The organism is Bacillus cereus group sp. MG1 (assembly GCF_040460035.1).
In the GTDB taxonomy this organism is placed as follows: domain Bacteria; phylum Bacillota; class Bacilli; order Bacillales; family Bacillaceae_G; genus Bacillus_A; species Bacillus_A cereus.
In genome coordinates, this window is record NZ_JARVGY010000001.1 from 1,084,778 (window position 1) to 1,101,257 (window position 16,480).

Genomic DNA, 16,480 nt, shown 5'->3' on the forward strand with positions numbered 1-16,480 from the left:
CTCCTTTTAACTGAATTTTCAGAACTTTAATTTGATAGGTGAGGAAAGCTTCTCTCACCTATCAAATATTTATTTCACAAGCGCTATAAGAGATTTTAATTTCCCTGCTGCATGGACATAAGCTCTCGCCGACGCTTCCAATACGTCTTGCGCAACTCCGAAACCTGATATTTGGTGACTACCTTCTTTTAATTCAACATGAACGTGAGCAAGTGCATCTTGACCTTGTGTAATAGATTGTATGCGATAATCTGCCAATTCACATTCTAATCCTAAAATTCTTTGAATCGCATTGTATATCGCTTCAATACTACCAGAACCAGTGGCTGCATCTTCATATACATTTCCTTCCTCATCCTTCAGCACAACTGTTGCGCATTGTGTACTATTTGATACGAAATGCACTTGTAATTGCGTAATGTTATATTGCTGAGCTGCAAATGCTGCTTCACCAAGCATAAGTGCGCGTAAATCTTCTTCAGTAATTTCCTTTTTACGATCAGCCAATTTTTTAAATGCTTCGAATGCCGCATCTCGCTCTTCATTTGTAAATTCATAACCAAGCTCTTTCATTTTTTCCGTAAACGCATGACGGCCAGAATGTTTCCCAAGTACAAAGAGATTTTGAGATTCTCCTATAAGCGCTGGTTCGATAATTTCATAAGTTGTTACTTCTTTTAAAACCCCGTCTTGGTGGATGCCCGATTCATGAGCAAATGCATTCGCTCCAACGATTGCTTTATTTTTCGGTACAACCATACCCGTTAACCTGCTTACTAATATACTCGTCGCCTTAATTTCTTTTAAAGTCATTGAAGGCTCTGCTTTATAAAAATCTTTTCTAATATGAAGAGCTACCGCAACTTCTTCTAACGCTGCATTCCCTGCTCTTTCTCCAATGCCATTAATCGTTCCTTCTACTTGCAATGCTCCTCCTTCAACCGCAGCTAACGAATTTGCTACTGCCATACCAAGATCATCGTGACAATGACAAGAAAAAATCGCTTTTTCATATGATGGAACGGATTCTTGTAAGTATTTAAAAAGAGAATAATACTCTTCCGGATTCGTATATCCAACTGTATCTGGAATATTAATTACATTCGCTCCTGCACGAATCGCAACTTCTACTGCTTCAGCTAAAAAATCTCTTGTTGTTCTTGTCGCATCTTCTGCAGAAAATTGTACTGTCGGAAATAATGATTTTCCAAGCGTAACCGAGCGATGAATACTATTTAACACATCTTCTTTTGACATACAAAGTTTATATTTCATATGAATATCACTCGTAGCTAAAAATACGTGTAGACGAGGAGATACAGCACCTTTCACAGCTTCATATGCTCTTCGAATGTCACTTTCTTTCGCTCTAGCTAAACTCATAACCGTAGCATTTTGAATTGTATTCGCAATACGTTTTACCGATTGAAAGTCACCTTCGGAAGCTGCCGCGAATCCAGCTTCCATTACATGAATACCAAGCCTCTCTAATTGCCTAGCAATTTGTAATTTCTCTTGTTCATTTAAATTTACTCCTGGTGATTGTTCGCCATCACGAAGCGTTGTATCCATGAACAAAACCTGCTTCATATTATTTAACCCCTACCTTTACTCGCGGCTGTACGAAAGGCATCATTTCACGTAATTTACGTCCAACTACTTCGATTTCATGTTTATTCTCTTTCTCATTTGTCGCATGGAAATTTGGTCTTCCTGCTTTATGCTCTGCAATCCAGCCTCTTGCAAATGTACCATCTTGAATTTCTGCTAATACTGCCCCCATCGCTTTCTTCGTATCTTCAGTAACAACGCGTGGTCCTGATACGAAGTCTCCCCACTGCGCTGTATCTGAAACTGAATATCTCATATTTTCAAGTCCACCTTCGTACATAAGGTCAACGATTAGCTTCAGTTCATGTAAACATTCAAAATATGCAAGTTCAGGCTGATATCCTGCATCAACTAACGTTTCAAACCCAGCTTTTACAAGTGCAGTCACTCCGCCGCAGAGTACAGCTTGCTCTCCAAATAAATCTGTTTCTGTTTCTTCTTTAAACGTCGTTTCTAGTACACCAGCTCTCGTTGCTCCAATTCCGTCAGCATAAGAAAGTGCTTTTTCAGTCGCAACTCCTGTTGCATCTTGATATACTGCAAATAATGCAGGAACAGCCCCGCCCTCGGCGAACGTACGGCGTACGAGATGCCCCGGTCCTTTTGGCGCTACTAGAAATACATCTACATTAGCTGGTGGTTTTACTTGATCAAAGTGAACATTAAATCCATGTGCGAACACGAGGGAGTTTCCAGCCTGTAAATTTGGTGCAATTTCAGCTTCATATACTTCTGGTTGTAATTCATCAGGCAGTAGAATCATTACTACATCAGCTTTTTCCGCTGCTTCTGCTACTGTATATACAGAAAATCCATCTTCATTCGCTTTATTCCAAGACTTACCTTTTCTTAAACCTACTACTACATCAAATCCGTTATCACGTAAATTTTGCGCATGTGCATGACCTTGCGAGCCATATCCGATGATTGCTACTTTCTTTTCCTTTAATACATTTACTGTTACATCTTTCTCATAATAAACTTTTGCCATTTTCATTTCCCCCTATATTTAAATGATTATTGAATTAACATAACTTGCTTATCTTGTTTTTTCATACTACGTGTAAATGCTGTTACACCTGTTCTAGCAATTTCTTTCAAACCGTATGGACGAAGTAATTCAATTAACGCTTCTACTTTATCTTGCGTACCTGTTACTTGCACAACTATGGAATCCTTCCCAACATCTATTACAGCGGCTCGAAACGGTTCAATTAAACTATATAATTCTGCCCTCGCTACAGAAGTTGCTACTTTAATAAGAGCAAGCTCTCTAGCAATCATTGCTTCTTCTGTAATATCTGATACTTTCAGTACGTCAATTTGCTTATGCAGTTGTTTAATTAACTGCTCCACTTGCTGTTCACTTTCAACGTGTACAACAATCGTCATTCGCGATATATCTGATGATTCTGTATGACCTACTGAAATACTTTCAATATTAAAATGTCTTCGTGTCATAACCCCTGTGATTCGGTTTAACACACCACTTTGATTTCGAACTGTCGCTGTAACAATTCTCTTCACCCTTTTTCCACTCCCTCCATTTGGTGAACACCTTTTCCTGGCGCAACCATCGGCATAACCTTCTCTGATTGAAGTACACGACAATCAATTACGACTGGCTCTTGTAATTCGATCGCATGCTGGATTTGCTTCTTTGCAAGAAGTGGATCGTCAATACGAACACCTTTTATGCCATATGCATTCGCAAGAGCGACGAAATCTGGTTGGCATGGTAATAAAGAATGTGAATATCTTTGATTGTAAAATTCATCTTGCCATTGTCTTACCATTCCTAAAGCTTCATTATTTAAAATAAATACTTTAACGGGTAAAGCGTGTTCTTTTAATACACTTAATTCTTGTAGAGTCATTTGAAACCCAGCATCACCAACAATTGCAATAACTAATTCTTCAGGCTTTGCAATTTGCGCACCGATTGCTGCTGGAAATCCAAACCCCATCGTTCCTAATCCACCAGAAGTTACCCATTTATCTGGATTTTTCAGCGGATAATATTGGGCTGCCCACATTTGGTGTTGCCCAACGTCTGTTGTTACAATCGCTTCTCCCTTCGTAATTTCATATAACATATCAATTGCGTATTGGGGCTTAATACTTTCAGAATTTCTTTTATAAGAGAATGGATATTGTTCTTTTCTCCCCTTTAATAAAGTGATCCATTCATGATGATTTTCTTTTCCCCCTTCTGGTTCAAGTAATGCTTCCAATGCCCGCTTAGCACTTGCAACAATAGGAATTTCAGTTGGCACATTTTTCCCAATTTCTGCTGGATCGATATCGATATGCGCAACAGTAGCCCCTTTAGCAAAATAAGCTAAGTTCCCTGTAAGCCGATCATCAAATCTCGCGTCTATATTAATGAGTAAGTCACATTCATATAACGCCATATTGGCTGTATAAGAACCATGCATTCCTCCCATCCCTAGAAATAGTTCATCATCTGGTGGAAAACCACCAAGACCAAGTAATGTATGCACAACAGGGATTTCATATTTACGAGCAAAATTTGTCAATTCTTTCGAAGCTTTCGCATGCAATATACCCGCTCCAGCTAAAATTAACGGTTTTTTTGCGGTTTCAATTACTTTGAGTAATTTGTTTATTTGAAGTAGATTCGGTTCATAATTAGGGTTATATCCCGGTAAATCCATTTGTACATTGCTACATTGCTCACCTTTCTCGACTACCATATCTTTCGGAAGGTCAATAACGACTGGTCCTGGTCTTCCAGTTTTAGCAATATGAAATGCTTCTTTAATAATTCGAGGTAAATCTGAGGCCTTTCGCACTTGATAGTTATGTTTTGTCACTGGCATCGTAAGTCCCATAATATCTGCCTCTTGAAAAGCATCGCTCCCAATTAACGTTGTTGCTACTTGGCCTGTAAATACTACAAGTGGCAATGAATCAATCATCGCATCAGCTAGACCCGTAATTACATTTGTAGCACCTGGCCCACTCGTTGCAATTACAACCCCTGGATGCCCTGTAATTCTGGCATACCCTTCAGCAGCGTGAATTGCCCCTTGCTCATGCCTTGTTAAAATATGCGGAATTTCACAATCATACAATGCATCATAGAGAGGTAAAACGGCACCACCCGGATAACCGAAAATCACTTCTACGCCTTCCTTTTCTAGCGCTTCTAACAATAGCTGTGCACCAGTTGCCAGTTTCTCTTCCGTTTTTGAAGACATTGTTCTTATAAGCCCCCTTTTTCAAACTTTTATACAATAAAAAAATCCTACGTCCACACTCCAGCTATGTGCTGAAGGGACGAAAGATTTCGCGGTACCACCCTTCTTCGCAAGAATACTCTTGCCTCAGTGATCCATAAATGGATCTAGCTAATAACGGAGCTACCGTCTAAGCCTAGACAAATGCTTTAGCTTAGCACTCAAGGGCGATGTTCGTCGACGTGAACCATCGGTTTTCAGCAACCACCGACTCTCTGTGAGGCTTCACAATCAACTACTCCTCCCTATCAACGCTTTCTTATGTTAAAAAAGTTGTTATCCAACTTTATTTTCTTCGTAAATTTTCTCTCCATCTTCTACAACTAACTTACGAAACTCTTTTAATAAACGGTTCGTATGTGGACCTGTTTGCCCTAAGCCAATCGTTCTACCATCTACTGTCGTAACAGCAATCACTTCAGCAGCTGTTCCTGTTAAAAACACTTCATCAGCTACATATACATCATGTCTTGTAAATAACTCTTCTCTTACGTCATACCCAAGTTTTTCGCCGATTTCTAAAATGGCGTTTCGTGTAATACCTTCTAACGCTCCAGCAGAACTTGGTGGTGTAATTAATTTATTTCCTTTAACAATAAACACGTTATCTCCTGATCCTTCAGCTACATATCCTTGATCATTTAACATAAGTGCTTCTTGTACTCCAGCTAATTTCGCTTCAATACGAACTAAAATATTGTTTAAGTAATTTAAAGATTTTACTTGAGGGGATAAAACATCGGGACGATTTCGGCGCGTTGCAACTGTTACAACTGGAATCCCTTTCTCATAATATTCTTGTGGGAATAAAGATAATTGTTCTGCAATTACTACTACATTCGGCTTCTTACATGAATCGGGATCCAATCCAAGATTTCCTGCTCCTCTTGATACAACAAGGCGAATGTATCCATTAGATAATTTATTTTGTCGAATCGTCTCAACAACAATATTTGTTACTTCATCTAATGAATATGGAATTTCTAAAAGGATTGATTTTGCTGATTCATACAGCCGGACAAGATGCTCTCTCAAACGGAAAACATTACCGCTATAAACTCTAATTCCTTCAAACACTCCATCGCCATATAAATAGCCATGATCATATACTGAAACTTTTGCCTCATCTTTTGGAACAAATTCTCCATTTAAGAAAATCCATTGCTCATTCACTAGAAGCGCCTCCTATGTTCTATGAATTTTTTATTGTTTCCTAGTTTACTCTCCTTTCTAAATAAATCAAGTGAATTTTTAGAAAATTTATAATTTTTAATCGTACGTACTTCTTTGCTTATACTGATTTAACAACATTGTTAACGTTTACAAAAAGTCAAAAAATTTTTTTCGCCAATTTCCACTAAAAAAATATTTGTTTAAAAGAAGGATTTTCATCAATTGATACGAATCTATTGTATTCAATAAACGGACGTCCGATTTTATAAATCCGGGGATATATAACGACTTTTGCTGAAAAAGGGGGAAAATAACAAAAATAGCGCTGTCTAAAAATAACATTCATATTTTTCATTTCGTAATCATAATCCTATTTTTAAAAAACAATTTGTCAAAATAAAGGAGGAAATAAATATGGCGTGTGTACAAATTAAAGGAACGAGACAAGAGGTAGTAGAAATGCTGCAATTATTTGATCTAATGGATACGAAAGGTTTTTGTAAATTCGATAATTACGTAGAGGTAGAACCAAATACGAAAGAACACAATCATTTTATTGCTTCAATCGACATCCATTCAAATACTTCTTCAGCACAAGATACATTAAACGATCAATTCGTTAGTCAAATGCTTACTGGCGTATATAACGACTAAACAAAGATTTATACTTCCTACCGTCTTTTCATAAATATATGCAGTGAACTTGAGCATACTAGCAATTAGATGGTAGGAGGTGATAATTATGGCTAGAATTGGCGTTGAAAACTCATTAACAGACGTTCAACAAGCTCTTCAACAACAAGGTCATGAAGTTGTTACACTTAACTCAGAACAGGATGCACAAGGGTGTGATTGTTGCGTTGTAACTGGGCAAGATTCTAATGTGATGGGCATTGCAGATACATCAATTAAAGGATCAGTCATTACAGCTCACGGTTTAACAACGGATGAAATTTGTCAACAAGTTGAAAGTCGCACTTAAAAAATGAAAGAGGACCCCTTTTAAAAGGAGTCCTCTTTTTTATATTCACCTAACGGGAAAGTAACATATACTGGATGAAAGCCCTACCTCTCTCTCATCATTACGGTTCCACTGACCGCTCCTTGATTCACTAGTATACATATATAGCTTACAAATACAATTTATAGGGTTTGTTCACAAAAGTTGTTGATAAAATTACCCGATCTTTCGCAAACTTTTCGTATTGCATTCATAAGAGATATTTACTTTACACTAGCTGTAACCGAGACACGAATTAAAATTCTAACACCAATACAATAACTTGTCAACTTTTTTCCGCAAATTAAAAACAGACATTAACGGTTTGTCTGTTTTAGAATGGAGCTTTTTCTTTTATTACATATACAACAAAGCCGCTTACTAACATAAATAAGCCAACTACTAAGTTTTTGATATTAATCATAAATTCCTCTCCCTTATTCCACACATCATATATATTTACATTTCAATTATTCCGATCATCCTAAAGCGCACTTTTTCTAATATATCATAATTCCTAAAAAATGCAAGTTCACTTTTGACGACCATTCACAAATTTATCTACAGTGCTTGGTACAGTATTTAAAGCCTTTTCAATTAAATGTGTACTGCTGTTGAGATGTAATACTTGCACCCCATTAGAACCAACTACTAAAAAAGCTACTGGACTAATGGAAACCCCAGCCCCGCTTCCTCCTCCAAATGGATGCCCTTGTTTGTTCTCTTTATGCTGATTTTGCCCACCGTTATGTTTTTCAGTGATGAAATCCCCTTTAAAATCACTTCCACCAGCTCCAAAACCAAAAGCCACTTGAGATACTGTTAATACTACATTTCCGTCAGCTGTTGAAACCGGGCTCCCAACAATTGTATTTACATCTACCATCTCTTTTAAATTTGTCATTGCCGTTTTCATTAAATTTTCAATTGGATGTTCCATTATGTATTGCACCCTTTCCTCATTATTCCTTTTTATATTTTCCAAAATAGAGAAAGTCATACTAACTTTTCCTATTTCAAAAAAACATTTTCCTTCTTTTAAAAGATACTACTCCCTGTACATGCTCCGGTATAGTGAAACTTTAATCAGTGGGATGTGTACGTAGCTCGACTCCCACAAATAGCGGGATAAAAAAGAAAAAGAGATACATACTACTATTGAACCTTGTTATGAAAGGAGTCATGACTTTGACTGAGAAATTTGATGATTATAAAAAAAGAGATAGAATAGATAGTGATTATAGTGACTATAAAGAAGAGTACGCCGCTGAGGTTGCACCACAACGCATTGATTATGATTACGATGATAAAGACGATAAAGATGTTGTAAAATCTTCCGCTGCTGGATCAACTGCTGGTTTTATCGCTCTTGCGCTATCTATCTTATCGCTATTTACATTTCCAACACTATTTGGTCTTGTTTCTGTTTTACTCGGTATTTACGCTTATAATCGCGGAGCTACTGTAACTGGCGGTATCGCTGCAGTTGTCGGTGGAATTGCTGCACTTATCGCAATTTTATTCCGAGTAGCACTTATTGGTCTATTGTTCTCCCTGTTCTAAAAAAGAAAAAGGTATCTCGCTTAACGCGGGATACCTTATCCTGTAAACACATCTTCCGATGGATATTTTATTTTTTGTTTTGCTGGTCGCGCTAAAGAGAACACAAGTGTTAATGGTCCAATTAATCCGCAGAACATAACAAACATAATAATACATTTTCCGAATGCCGATAGCTTTGCAGTAATTCCCATCGTTAATCCGACTGTGCCAAACGCTGATATTGTCTCAAATAATAATTGAATAAAGCTGAAGTTTTCTGTAAGCATTAATATGAATACCGCTGCTAAAATAAGTATTTGACTGGCAACAGCAATCGCTAATGCCCTCGTTACTGTCGACATTTTAATTGTACGCTGAAATAAAACAATTTCCTCCTTTTTTCTAAAGAAAGAAAGGACAGATGTAATTAAGATAACAAACGTCGTTAATTTAATTCCTCCACCTGTTGATACACTTCCTGCACCAATAAACATTAAAATCATCGTAAATAATATAGATGATTCTTCCATACCTCCATAGTCAACCGTATTAAATCCAGCTGTCCGCGGAGTAATACCTTGAAAGAAGGAAGCCCATAGTTTTTCATTTAAAGATAAATTCCCTAACGTCTTCACATTATTATATTCCAATACAAAAATCACAATCATTGCTATAACATTTAGTACTACTGTTCCAATAATCATTATTTTTGAGTGAAGTGATAATTTTCGAAAACTGCGACTATACCATATATCAATTAATACGGTAAAACCGAGTCCACCAATTACAATTAAAGAGCAAATCCCAATATTAATAATGGGATCCCCTACATATCTTGTTAAATTATCTGGCCATAAAGCAAACCCTGCATTATTATAAGATGCAATTACATGAAAAATACTATAGTATAAACCTTTTCCAAAACCAAACTCTGGAATAAAGCGAAACGATAAAAAGATGACCCCAATAAGTTCAATACAAATCGAAAATATAAAGACACGCTTTACTAATTTTACAAGACCACCTATATTTGTTTGATTAAATGCTTCTCCAATTAATAAACGATGGCGTAATCCGATTTTTTTACCTAGTACCCAAACAATTAAAATGGCAATTGTCATAAGGCCTAGACCACCTGTTTGAATTAAAAACATAATAACAATTTCGCCAAACATCGTAAATGTACTTGCTGTATCCACTACTCCCAAACCAGTTACGGTCGCTGCTGACGTTGCTGTAAAGAAAGCATCTACCCAACTAATATGTACTTTCGTTGCGAATGGTAATTTTAATAACAAACCGCCAACCACAATTAAGCAGAAAAAGCCTAATGCTAATATTTGTGGTGGGTTTAATCGTATAAGACGATTATACAGCCCTTGTTTTTTTGTTACGTCCATATCACTAACTCCCTTATTAAAGTGAAGCTTCCCCTCATACAATAAAAAGCTTTTTAAAAGCCCTTAAATAATTGGGACAAACCTTATATTCTCATAATATAGTTGAGCATAATCTTTTTTTTCATAGATTACAACTTTTATTTATATTCAGATTCCTTTTCGTTTTATGCTGGAAAACTCTATATCCTAATTCTATATTGCTAGCAATAACAATTTCATATGTACTATCTTTCAAATCCCCATATCTTTCACTCTATGTTCACATAGAGGTCACATCCACCTTTTATAGTATATGTATCGAAGCTGTTCCTCCCTAATTTATAAGACATTCCCCAGTGTCTTTGAATAGCTTCCATCCCTAATTAAATTGACATAAATTGTCCCCTTCCATTGACCATCTTATAAATGATGGTCTTATTTTTTGTTTGCTTTATCTTTTATTCCGCTATTTGTGGGCAATAAACGCCCGATTGGTTAAGGCTAATAATCAACAGGGGATGAACAAAAAACACTCATTAAATTTTCATTTTATTTAAAACTCCCTCTCTCTTTCACTCTATATTCACACAGAGGTCACATCTATCTTTTATAGTATATGTATCGAAGTTGTTCCTCCCTAATTTATAAGACATTCCCCAGTGTCTTAAAGCAACTTCCATCCCTAATTAAATTGACATAAATTGTCCCCTTCCTTGACCATCTTATAAATGATGGTCTTATTTTTTTGTCTTTCTATCTTTTATTTAAAACTCCCTCTCTCTTTCACTCTATGTTCACACAGAGGTCACATCTACCTTTTATAGTATATGTATCGAAGTTGTTCCTCCCTAATTTATAAGACATTCCCCAGTGTCTTTGAACAGCTTCCATCCCTAATTAAATTGACATAAATTGTCCCCTTCCTTGACCATCTTATGTGATGGTCTTATTTTTTTGTCTTTCTATCTTTTATTTAAAACTCCCTCTCTCTTTCACCCTATGTTCACATGAGAGTCACACCTACCTTTTATAGTATATGTATTGAAGTTGTTCCTCCCTAATTTATAAGACATTCCCCAGTGTCTTAAAGCAACTTCCATCCCTAATTAAATTGACATAAATTGTCCCCTTCCCTAGACCATCCTATGTGATGGTCTATTTTATTTTCCAAACACAAAATCAGTCTATCTACACCTAAAAACCAAAAAATTCAGAAAATATTGTTAAATTAGGGATTTTCTCGGTATAATTACTTTAGAAAGAAATTTCACAAAAACAAAAGGGGGGATTTTATTGAAACAAACAAAAGCAATCTTAATCGCATTATTTCTAGGTCTAGTTGTTGGACTCACTCTAAATTTAGCTGCTCCATCTATCTTTGAGCCACTAAATCAATATGTGTTCAACCCAATTGGTCAATTGTTTATTCGACTTATTAAAATGCTAGTTGTTCCTGTTGTGTTCATTTCTATCGTACTTGGTGCTGCCGGCCTTGGAGATCCGAAACAACTTGGAAGAATCGGTTTAAAATCAATTTCATTCTTTCTCGTAACAACTGCGGTTGCCATCTCTATAGCGGTTACATTTGCACTTATTATAAAACCAGGAGCTGGCGGTAATTTTAAAACAGAAGGTCTTAAGTATGAAGGTGCAAAAACTGAAACATCTTTCGTTGACACATTGCTAAATATCGTACCAGATAACCCAGCAAAAGCGATGGCTGACGGAAACATGTTACAAATCATTGCCTTTGCCATATTGATTGGACTCGGTATAGCTATTTTAGGAAAACGAGTTCAAGGTATCCATTCATTACTTGAACAGGGCAACGAATTAATGATGTATCTTGTTAATCTCGTTATGAAATTAGCCCCAATTGGAACATTCGGTTTGCTCGCTTCATCCGTTGGTAAAATGGGGCTTGCAGGCGTCGCTGCGATGTTCAAGTATATGATTGTCGTTATGTTAGTACTCATTATTCACGGGGTCTTTGTATATGGTGGCTTATTAAAGATATTAGCAAAAGAAAGTATTGTTCGTTTCTTTAAACATTTCGGGCCAGTAATGGCAATTGGATTTAGTACATCTAGCTCTAATGCATCGCTTCCATTTGCAATGAAAACAGCACAAGATAAGCTTGGCGTTCCAAAAGCGATAAGCTCATTTGTACAACCACTAGGGGCAACTATTAATATGGATGGTACTGCCATTATGCAAGGAGTAGCCACTGTATTTATCGCTCAAGTATACGGAGTTGAACTTACATTACCGCAATTAGCTATGGTCGTATTAACTGCTGTACTAGCTAGTATCGGTACTGCTGGTGTACCTGGTGTTGGACTTGTAATGCTTACAATGGTTTTAAATCAAGTAAATCTACCAGTAAAAGGTATCGCTTTAATTATCGGTATTGACCGTATTCTAGATATGTCTAGAACAGCTGTAAACATTTCTGGCGATGCAATTTGCGCAATGATTGTCGCAAAATCAGAAGAAAAATATAATACGGATCAATCGGCAGCATCTTAAATCAAAAAAGAGTGAATTAATTCACTCCTTTTTTGATTTACTCCCTTTTTTAGAACGATATTCTTTCCCTTTATTATCATTACCAGTTTCAAATTCAGTGCTAAATTCCTGATTAAACTGGCCGGACTTTGGTGATCCTTGATTACCGCTCCCTTTACTACCGTTACGATTCGTCATATTTCTCCCTCCTTCCTTGTATTAGTAGTATGGCGCTCTATCTTTTTTCATACACATTTTATTTATTAACATCTATTACACACGAAAGAAGATCTCCCATCTATAAGGAAGACCTTCTATTTTATCACGTAAGCGTTTTCTTATTTATAATCACTTAAATAAGTTTTTTGGAAATTGAAATCATTACATTCATTTCATCTTCTGAAAGTGCAGAGAATCTTTCTTGTAAATATTGTTTTTTCGCATCTTCCATTTTCGCAACTAAATCTTTCCCTTGTTCTGTAATCTCTAAATACACAACTCGGCGATCTGATGTAGAACGTGAACGAGTTACAAAACCTTTATTAATTAATTTTTCTGTAACAGCTGTAATATGACTATTCGACACATTTAATTCATTTGCTACACGCGATACCATTTCTTTATTCGTACGATTTAATATTCTCAGAACGATGAATTCATTCCACGGTATGTAACCACCGAATATTTTTCCGATATCATTACGCAACGTGCGAAACATAGCAAACACATTTGTCGATAGTTCTTCCATTAATTGCTCTCGATTTTGAGACAACATTGACAGCTCCTTTTATTTCATTTAGTTAAATAAAAACCTTATTAATAATTTTACATTAAATCTTACTTTTTGTCATCTTATTTTCCCATAATTCGTAGTTTTTTAATATGTATTTCATGATAAAATGAAGTCAACTTCCAGAAAAAGGGGGATTTTAATGCGTGAGGAGGAGAGGTTCTCAAATCTCAGCCAAAAAGATAAAATAATAATTATTAAGTGACAAGAAAGAGTAAGAATACAAGCTTTTCTATATAAAAATTGGTACAATGAAAGCAAATCTTACTAAAGAGGTGTTAATTATGAACTTACAACAATGGGCTGATAAAGGTATGTCCTTTGATACATATGTGAATGAAATGCAAGTAAACCAATACGAGCTACTACACATTTACAATAATTTTTTAATTCCAAATGAATTACTTCCTGTATTAGAAGAACGTCAAAATGATGGCTGGCGTGTTATCGTATTAACTGCTGATTGGTGTGGCGATGCTCTTTTATGCGTACCTGTTATGAAACGAATTTCTGAAGTTGCAAATATTGATATGCGTTTATTAATTCGCGATGAAAACTTAGAATTAATGGATCAATATTTAACAAATGGAACAGCACGTGCTATTCCAATCTTTATTTTCATTGATAAAGATGGAAATGAACAAGCCGTCTTTGGACCACGCGCTCCAAAAGTACAAGAATTAGTAACTTCAATGCGCGCTACATTACCTGAAAAAGAAGATCCAACATTCGAAGAAAAACAAAAAGAAATGTATGCTAATTTCCGTGCTACATTAGCTGATGATACTTCTCTTTGGGAACATGTAATGGAAAACATGATAGAAAAATTAGTAAAATAAAAACCTGCCGAGCTCGGCAGGTTTTTATTTTACATAATGAAGAAATAGAATACCGCAGCTAAAATGAAACGATAATAAGCGAACGGTGTTAGTTTTACACGAGATAATAATTTTAAGAATGAGACAATTGCAAGCATCGCAACAACGAATGCAGTTACAAATCCTGTTGCAAATAGCGTTACATCTGCCGAGCTTAATACATCCCAGCTTTTAATTAAATCTAATCCAGTTGCAGCTACCATCATCGGTACTGCTAAAATGAACGTATATTCAGCTGCCGCTGTATGCGACACGCGAGCTAATAAACCACCACTTATTGTAGAACCAGAACGAGAAAATCCTGGCCAAAGTGCTAAACATTGGAACATTCCAATTGTAAATGCTTGCTTATATGTGATTTCATCTAACGTTCTTGCTGTACTTGGTTTTGAAAACTTCTCAGCAACAATCATTAAAATACCACCAGCTACTAAACTAATGACAACTGGTCCTGGACCAAATAAAACCTTTTTAATTGCACTATGGAATAATACACCGAGTACCCCGGCAGGAATCATCCCAATAATAATATGTAATAAATTTAACGATGGCCCTTCTTTTACTTTCCCAATTCCAACTAACGACCATAATCGTTTCCAAAATACAACTACAACCGCTAAAATCGATCCCAATTGGATTACAACTTCAAAAACTTTCGCTCTCTCATCGTCAAATCCAATTAAATGTCCTGTTAAAATCATATGTCCTGTTGATGATACTGGTAGAAACTCTGTTAACCCTTCAACAGCACCCATGATTAAACCAATTAACCAATCAGCCACAAGTAGTGCCTCCTTAATAACAAATAATATGTAATTTTTTCACACCTTATCATAATACCTTATCCCTTTTCAAAGTGCATCCTTTTTTTATTGGCTTCATATGTTGTAGGCGCGTATTTCTTTTCTAATCTTTGATTAAATTGTATGATAGTAAGAGTTTGTTTTTTTATACGGAAAGGGGATTTTATGAAAGAAACTACTTCATTCTCACAAAAGTTAAAGCAATTTGTATTACTATTTTTTCCGATTTTCGTAACGCAAATGTCATTATTTGCGATGAGCTTTTTCGATACAACAATGTCAGGACATGCAAGCCCAACTGATTTAGCAGGTGTCGCAATTGGAACAAGTATATGGATTCCAGTTAGTACTGGGTTAACAGGAATTTTAATGGCCACGACTCCCATTGTTGCACAGCTCGTTGGATCCAAGAAAAAAGAGGACGTTCCCCACGTTGTCATACAAGCAGTTTATTTAGCAATTTGTGCTAGTTTCGTTGTTATCCTCATCGGTTTCTTCGTCGTTTCACCTATTTTAAACGGCATGCGCTTAGAAGAACCTGTGGAACGTATTGCAGCTCAATTTTTAAGTATTATCGCAATAGGAATTATACCTTTATTCACTTACACGGTTTTACGTGGATTTATTGATGCATTAGGAAAAACTCGAACAACGATGATTATTACATTACTATCATTACCAATTAACGTAATATTAAATTACTTATTAATCTTTGGTAACTTCGGTTTCCCAAAACTTGGTGGTGTTGGAGCGGCAATTGCTTCCACTGCAACATATTGGTGCATTTTAATTATTACAGTCATTATTATTCAGACGAAAGAGCCTTTTGCCTCTTTCAACATTTTCAAACAATTATACCGCCCTTCTCTTTCGAGTTGGACAGCATTCTTAAAGCTTGGCGTCCCTATCGGATTTGCTATCTTTTTTGAAACGAGTATTTTCGCTGCGGTAACGCTTATGATGAGTAATTTTAGTACGACAACTATTGCAGCTCACCAAGCAGCTATGAACTTTGCTTCCTTGTTATATATGACTCCGCTAAGTTTAGCAATGGCAATGACTATTGCGGTCGGATTCGAAGTTGGTGCAAAACGTTTCGATAATGCAAAACAATACGGACTGATTGGAATTGGATTAGCCCTTACCTTTGCTTTATTATATTCGATTCTTCTCTACTTCTTTGATGATCAAATTGCTTCTATTTATACGACAGATGCAAAAGTTCATCATTTAGCAAAAGAATTTCTTATCTTTGCGATTTTATTTCAAATTTCAGATGCAATTGCAACCCCTGTACAAGGAGCTCTGCGTGGTTATAAAGATGTAAATGTCGCTCTAATTATGACTTTAATTGCTTATTGGATAATAGGTCTACCACTAGGTTATATATTAGCAACGTATACAGAATGGGCCGCAAAAGGCTATTGGATCGGTCTTATTATCGGTCTAGCATTTGGCGCTGCCTTCCTACTTATCCGTCTCTTTCAAGTACAACGAAAATATACAACACAAAACAGCCGCTAATAATAAAGC

Annotated in this window: 17 protein-coding genes and 1 other annotated feature; of the genes, 6 read left to right on the forward strand and 11 right to left on the reverse strand. The window is 36.1% G+C overall.

What is annotated here, in order from left to right:
• Nucleotides 1-69: 69 nt before the first annotated feature.
• The 5 genes from leuA to ilvE form a co-directional block, all read right to left on the reverse strand.
• Nucleotides 70-1,590: a 2-isopropylmalate synthase gene (gene leuA / locus QCI79_RS05470; RefSeq protein WP_000815755.1), complete on the reverse strand. Its 1,521-nt coding sequence runs from the start codon at nucleotides 1,588-1,590 to the stop codon at nucleotides 70-72.
• Nucleotide 1,591: 1 nt separating this feature from the next.
• Nucleotides 1,592-2,602 carry a ketol-acid reductoisomerase gene (gene ilvC, locus QCI79_RS05475; protein WP_001151747.1) on the reverse strand — a complete coding sequence of 337 codons (1,011 nt, stop codon included), beginning with the start codon at nucleotides 2,600-2,602 and terminating at the stop codon, nucleotides 1,592-1,594.
• A 26-nt stretch (nucleotides 2,603-2,628) separates the two neighbouring features.
• Nucleotides 2,629-3,138 (reverse strand): acetolactate synthase small subunit, encoded by a 510-nt coding sequence (gene ilvN / locus QCI79_RS05480; protein ID WP_000822952.1) that lies wholly within the window; start codon nucleotides 3,136-3,138, stop codon nucleotides 2,629-2,631.
• A complete protein-coding gene (gene ilvB, locus QCI79_RS05485; protein WP_021728366.1) occupies nucleotides 3,135-4,835 on the reverse strand; it encodes an acetolactate synthase large subunit in 1,701 nt (566 codons plus the stop codon). The genes ilvN and ilvB overlap by 4 nt, the downstream gene beginning before the upstream one ends.
• A gap of 72 nt (nucleotides 4,836-4,907) precedes the next feature.
• Nucleotides 4,908-5,135 (reverse strand) — a binding site (T-box leader).
• A gap of 15 nt (nucleotides 5,136-5,150) precedes the next feature.
• Nucleotides 5,151-6,047, reverse strand: coding sequence for a branched-chain-amino-acid transaminase (ilvE, locus tag QCI79_RS05490; RefSeq protein WP_001005487.1), 897 nt, complete (start codon nucleotides 6,045-6,047; stop codon nucleotides 5,151-5,153).
• A gap of 414 nt (nucleotides 6,048-6,461) precedes the next feature.
• On the opposite strand from ilvE, the gene QCI79_RS05495 reads away from it, so the two are divergent.
• Nucleotides 6,462-6,701, forward strand: a complete 240-nt coding sequence (locus QCI79_RS05495; protein WP_000752512.1) for a DUF3911 family protein — start codon at nucleotides 6,462-6,464, stop codon at nucleotides 6,699-6,701.
• Nucleotides 6,702-6,789: 88 nt separating this feature from the next.
• Nucleotides 6,790-7,029, forward strand: coding sequence for a YkuS family protein (locus QCI79_RS05500; protein ID WP_000101022.1), 240 nt, complete (start codon nucleotides 6,790-6,792; stop codon nucleotides 7,027-7,029).
• Between the two features lie 352 nt (nucleotides 7,030-7,381).
• Here the strand turns inward: QCI79_RS05500 and QCI79_RS05505 are convergent, their stop codons facing one another.
• Both QCI79_RS05505 and ytfJ read right to left on the reverse strand, forming a co-directional pair.
• On the reverse strand, nucleotides 7,382-7,471 hold the full coding sequence (locus QCI79_RS05505) for a hypothetical protein (protein WP_000608227.1): 90 nt from the start codon (nucleotides 7,469-7,471) through the stop codon (nucleotides 7,382-7,384).
• A 108-nt stretch (nucleotides 7,472-7,579) separates the two neighbouring features.
• On the reverse strand, nucleotides 7,580-8,047 hold the full coding sequence (gene ytfJ / locus QCI79_RS05510) for a GerW family sporulation protein (protein WP_002061011.1): 468 nt from the start codon (nucleotides 8,045-8,047) through the stop codon (nucleotides 7,580-7,582).
• Nucleotides 8,048-8,235: 188 nt separating this feature from the next.
• Here ytfJ and QCI79_RS05515 point away from each other — a divergent pair, with 188 nt between their 5' ends.
• Entirely contained in the window at nucleotides 8,236-8,610 is a 375-nt protein-coding gene (locus tag QCI79_RS05515) for a hypothetical protein (RefSeq protein ID WP_000136535.1), read from the forward strand.
• 35 nt (nucleotides 8,611-8,645) lie between these two features.
• Here QCI79_RS05515 and QCI79_RS05520 read toward each other — a convergent pair whose 3' ends face one another.
• Entirely contained in the window at nucleotides 8,646-9,989 is a 1,344-nt protein-coding gene (locus tag QCI79_RS05520) for a TrkH family potassium uptake protein (RefSeq protein ID WP_000383526.1), read from the reverse strand.
• Between the two features lie 1,272 nt (nucleotides 9,990-11,261).
• Here QCI79_RS05520 and QCI79_RS05525 point away from each other — a divergent pair.
• On the forward strand, nucleotides 11,262-12,497 hold the full coding sequence (locus QCI79_RS05525) for a dicarboxylate/amino acid:cation symporter (RefSeq protein ID WP_021728341.1): 1,236 nt from the start codon (nucleotides 11,262-11,264) through the stop codon (nucleotides 12,495-12,497).
• 21 nt (nucleotides 12,498-12,518) lie between these two features.
• On the opposite strand, the gene QCI79_RS05530 is transcribed toward QCI79_RS05525, so the two are convergent.
• Entirely contained in the window at nucleotides 12,519-12,674 is a 156-nt protein-coding gene (locus QCI79_RS05530; RefSeq protein ID WP_000184928.1) for a hypothetical protein, read from the reverse strand.
• A gap of 154 nt (nucleotides 12,675-12,828) precedes the next feature.
• The gene (locus QCI79_RS05535; RefSeq protein WP_000081432.1) at nucleotides 12,829-13,248 is read right to left on the reverse strand and encodes a MarR family winged helix-turn-helix transcriptional regulator; all 420 of its coding nucleotides are present in this window, start codon (nucleotides 13,246-13,248) and stop codon (nucleotides 12,829-12,831) included.
• A 269-nt stretch (nucleotides 13,249-13,517) separates the two neighbouring features.
• Here QCI79_RS05535 and QCI79_RS05540 point away from each other — a divergent pair, with 269 nt between their 5' ends.
• Nucleotides 13,518-14,105, forward strand: coding sequence for a thioredoxin family protein (locus tag QCI79_RS05540; protein ID WP_001999429.1), 588 nt, complete (start codon nucleotides 13,518-13,520; stop codon nucleotides 14,103-14,105).
• A 29-nt stretch (nucleotides 14,106-14,134) separates the two neighbouring features.
• On the opposite strand, the gene uppP is transcribed toward QCI79_RS05540, so the two are convergent.
• On the reverse strand, nucleotides 14,135-14,926 hold the full coding sequence (gene uppP, locus QCI79_RS05545) for a bacitracin resistance undecaprenyl-diphosphatase (protein ID WP_000796258.1): 792 nt from the start codon (nucleotides 14,924-14,926) through the stop codon (nucleotides 14,135-14,137).
• A gap of 186 nt (nucleotides 14,927-15,112) precedes the next feature.
• On the opposite strand from uppP, the gene QCI79_RS05550 reads away from it, so the two are divergent.
• The gene (locus QCI79_RS05550; RefSeq protein ID WP_000665551.1) at nucleotides 15,113-16,471 is read left to right on the forward strand and encodes an MATE family efflux transporter; all 1,359 of its coding nucleotides are present in this window, start codon (nucleotides 15,113-15,115) and stop codon (nucleotides 16,469-16,471) included.
• Nucleotides 16,472-16,480: the final 9 nt, after the last annotated feature.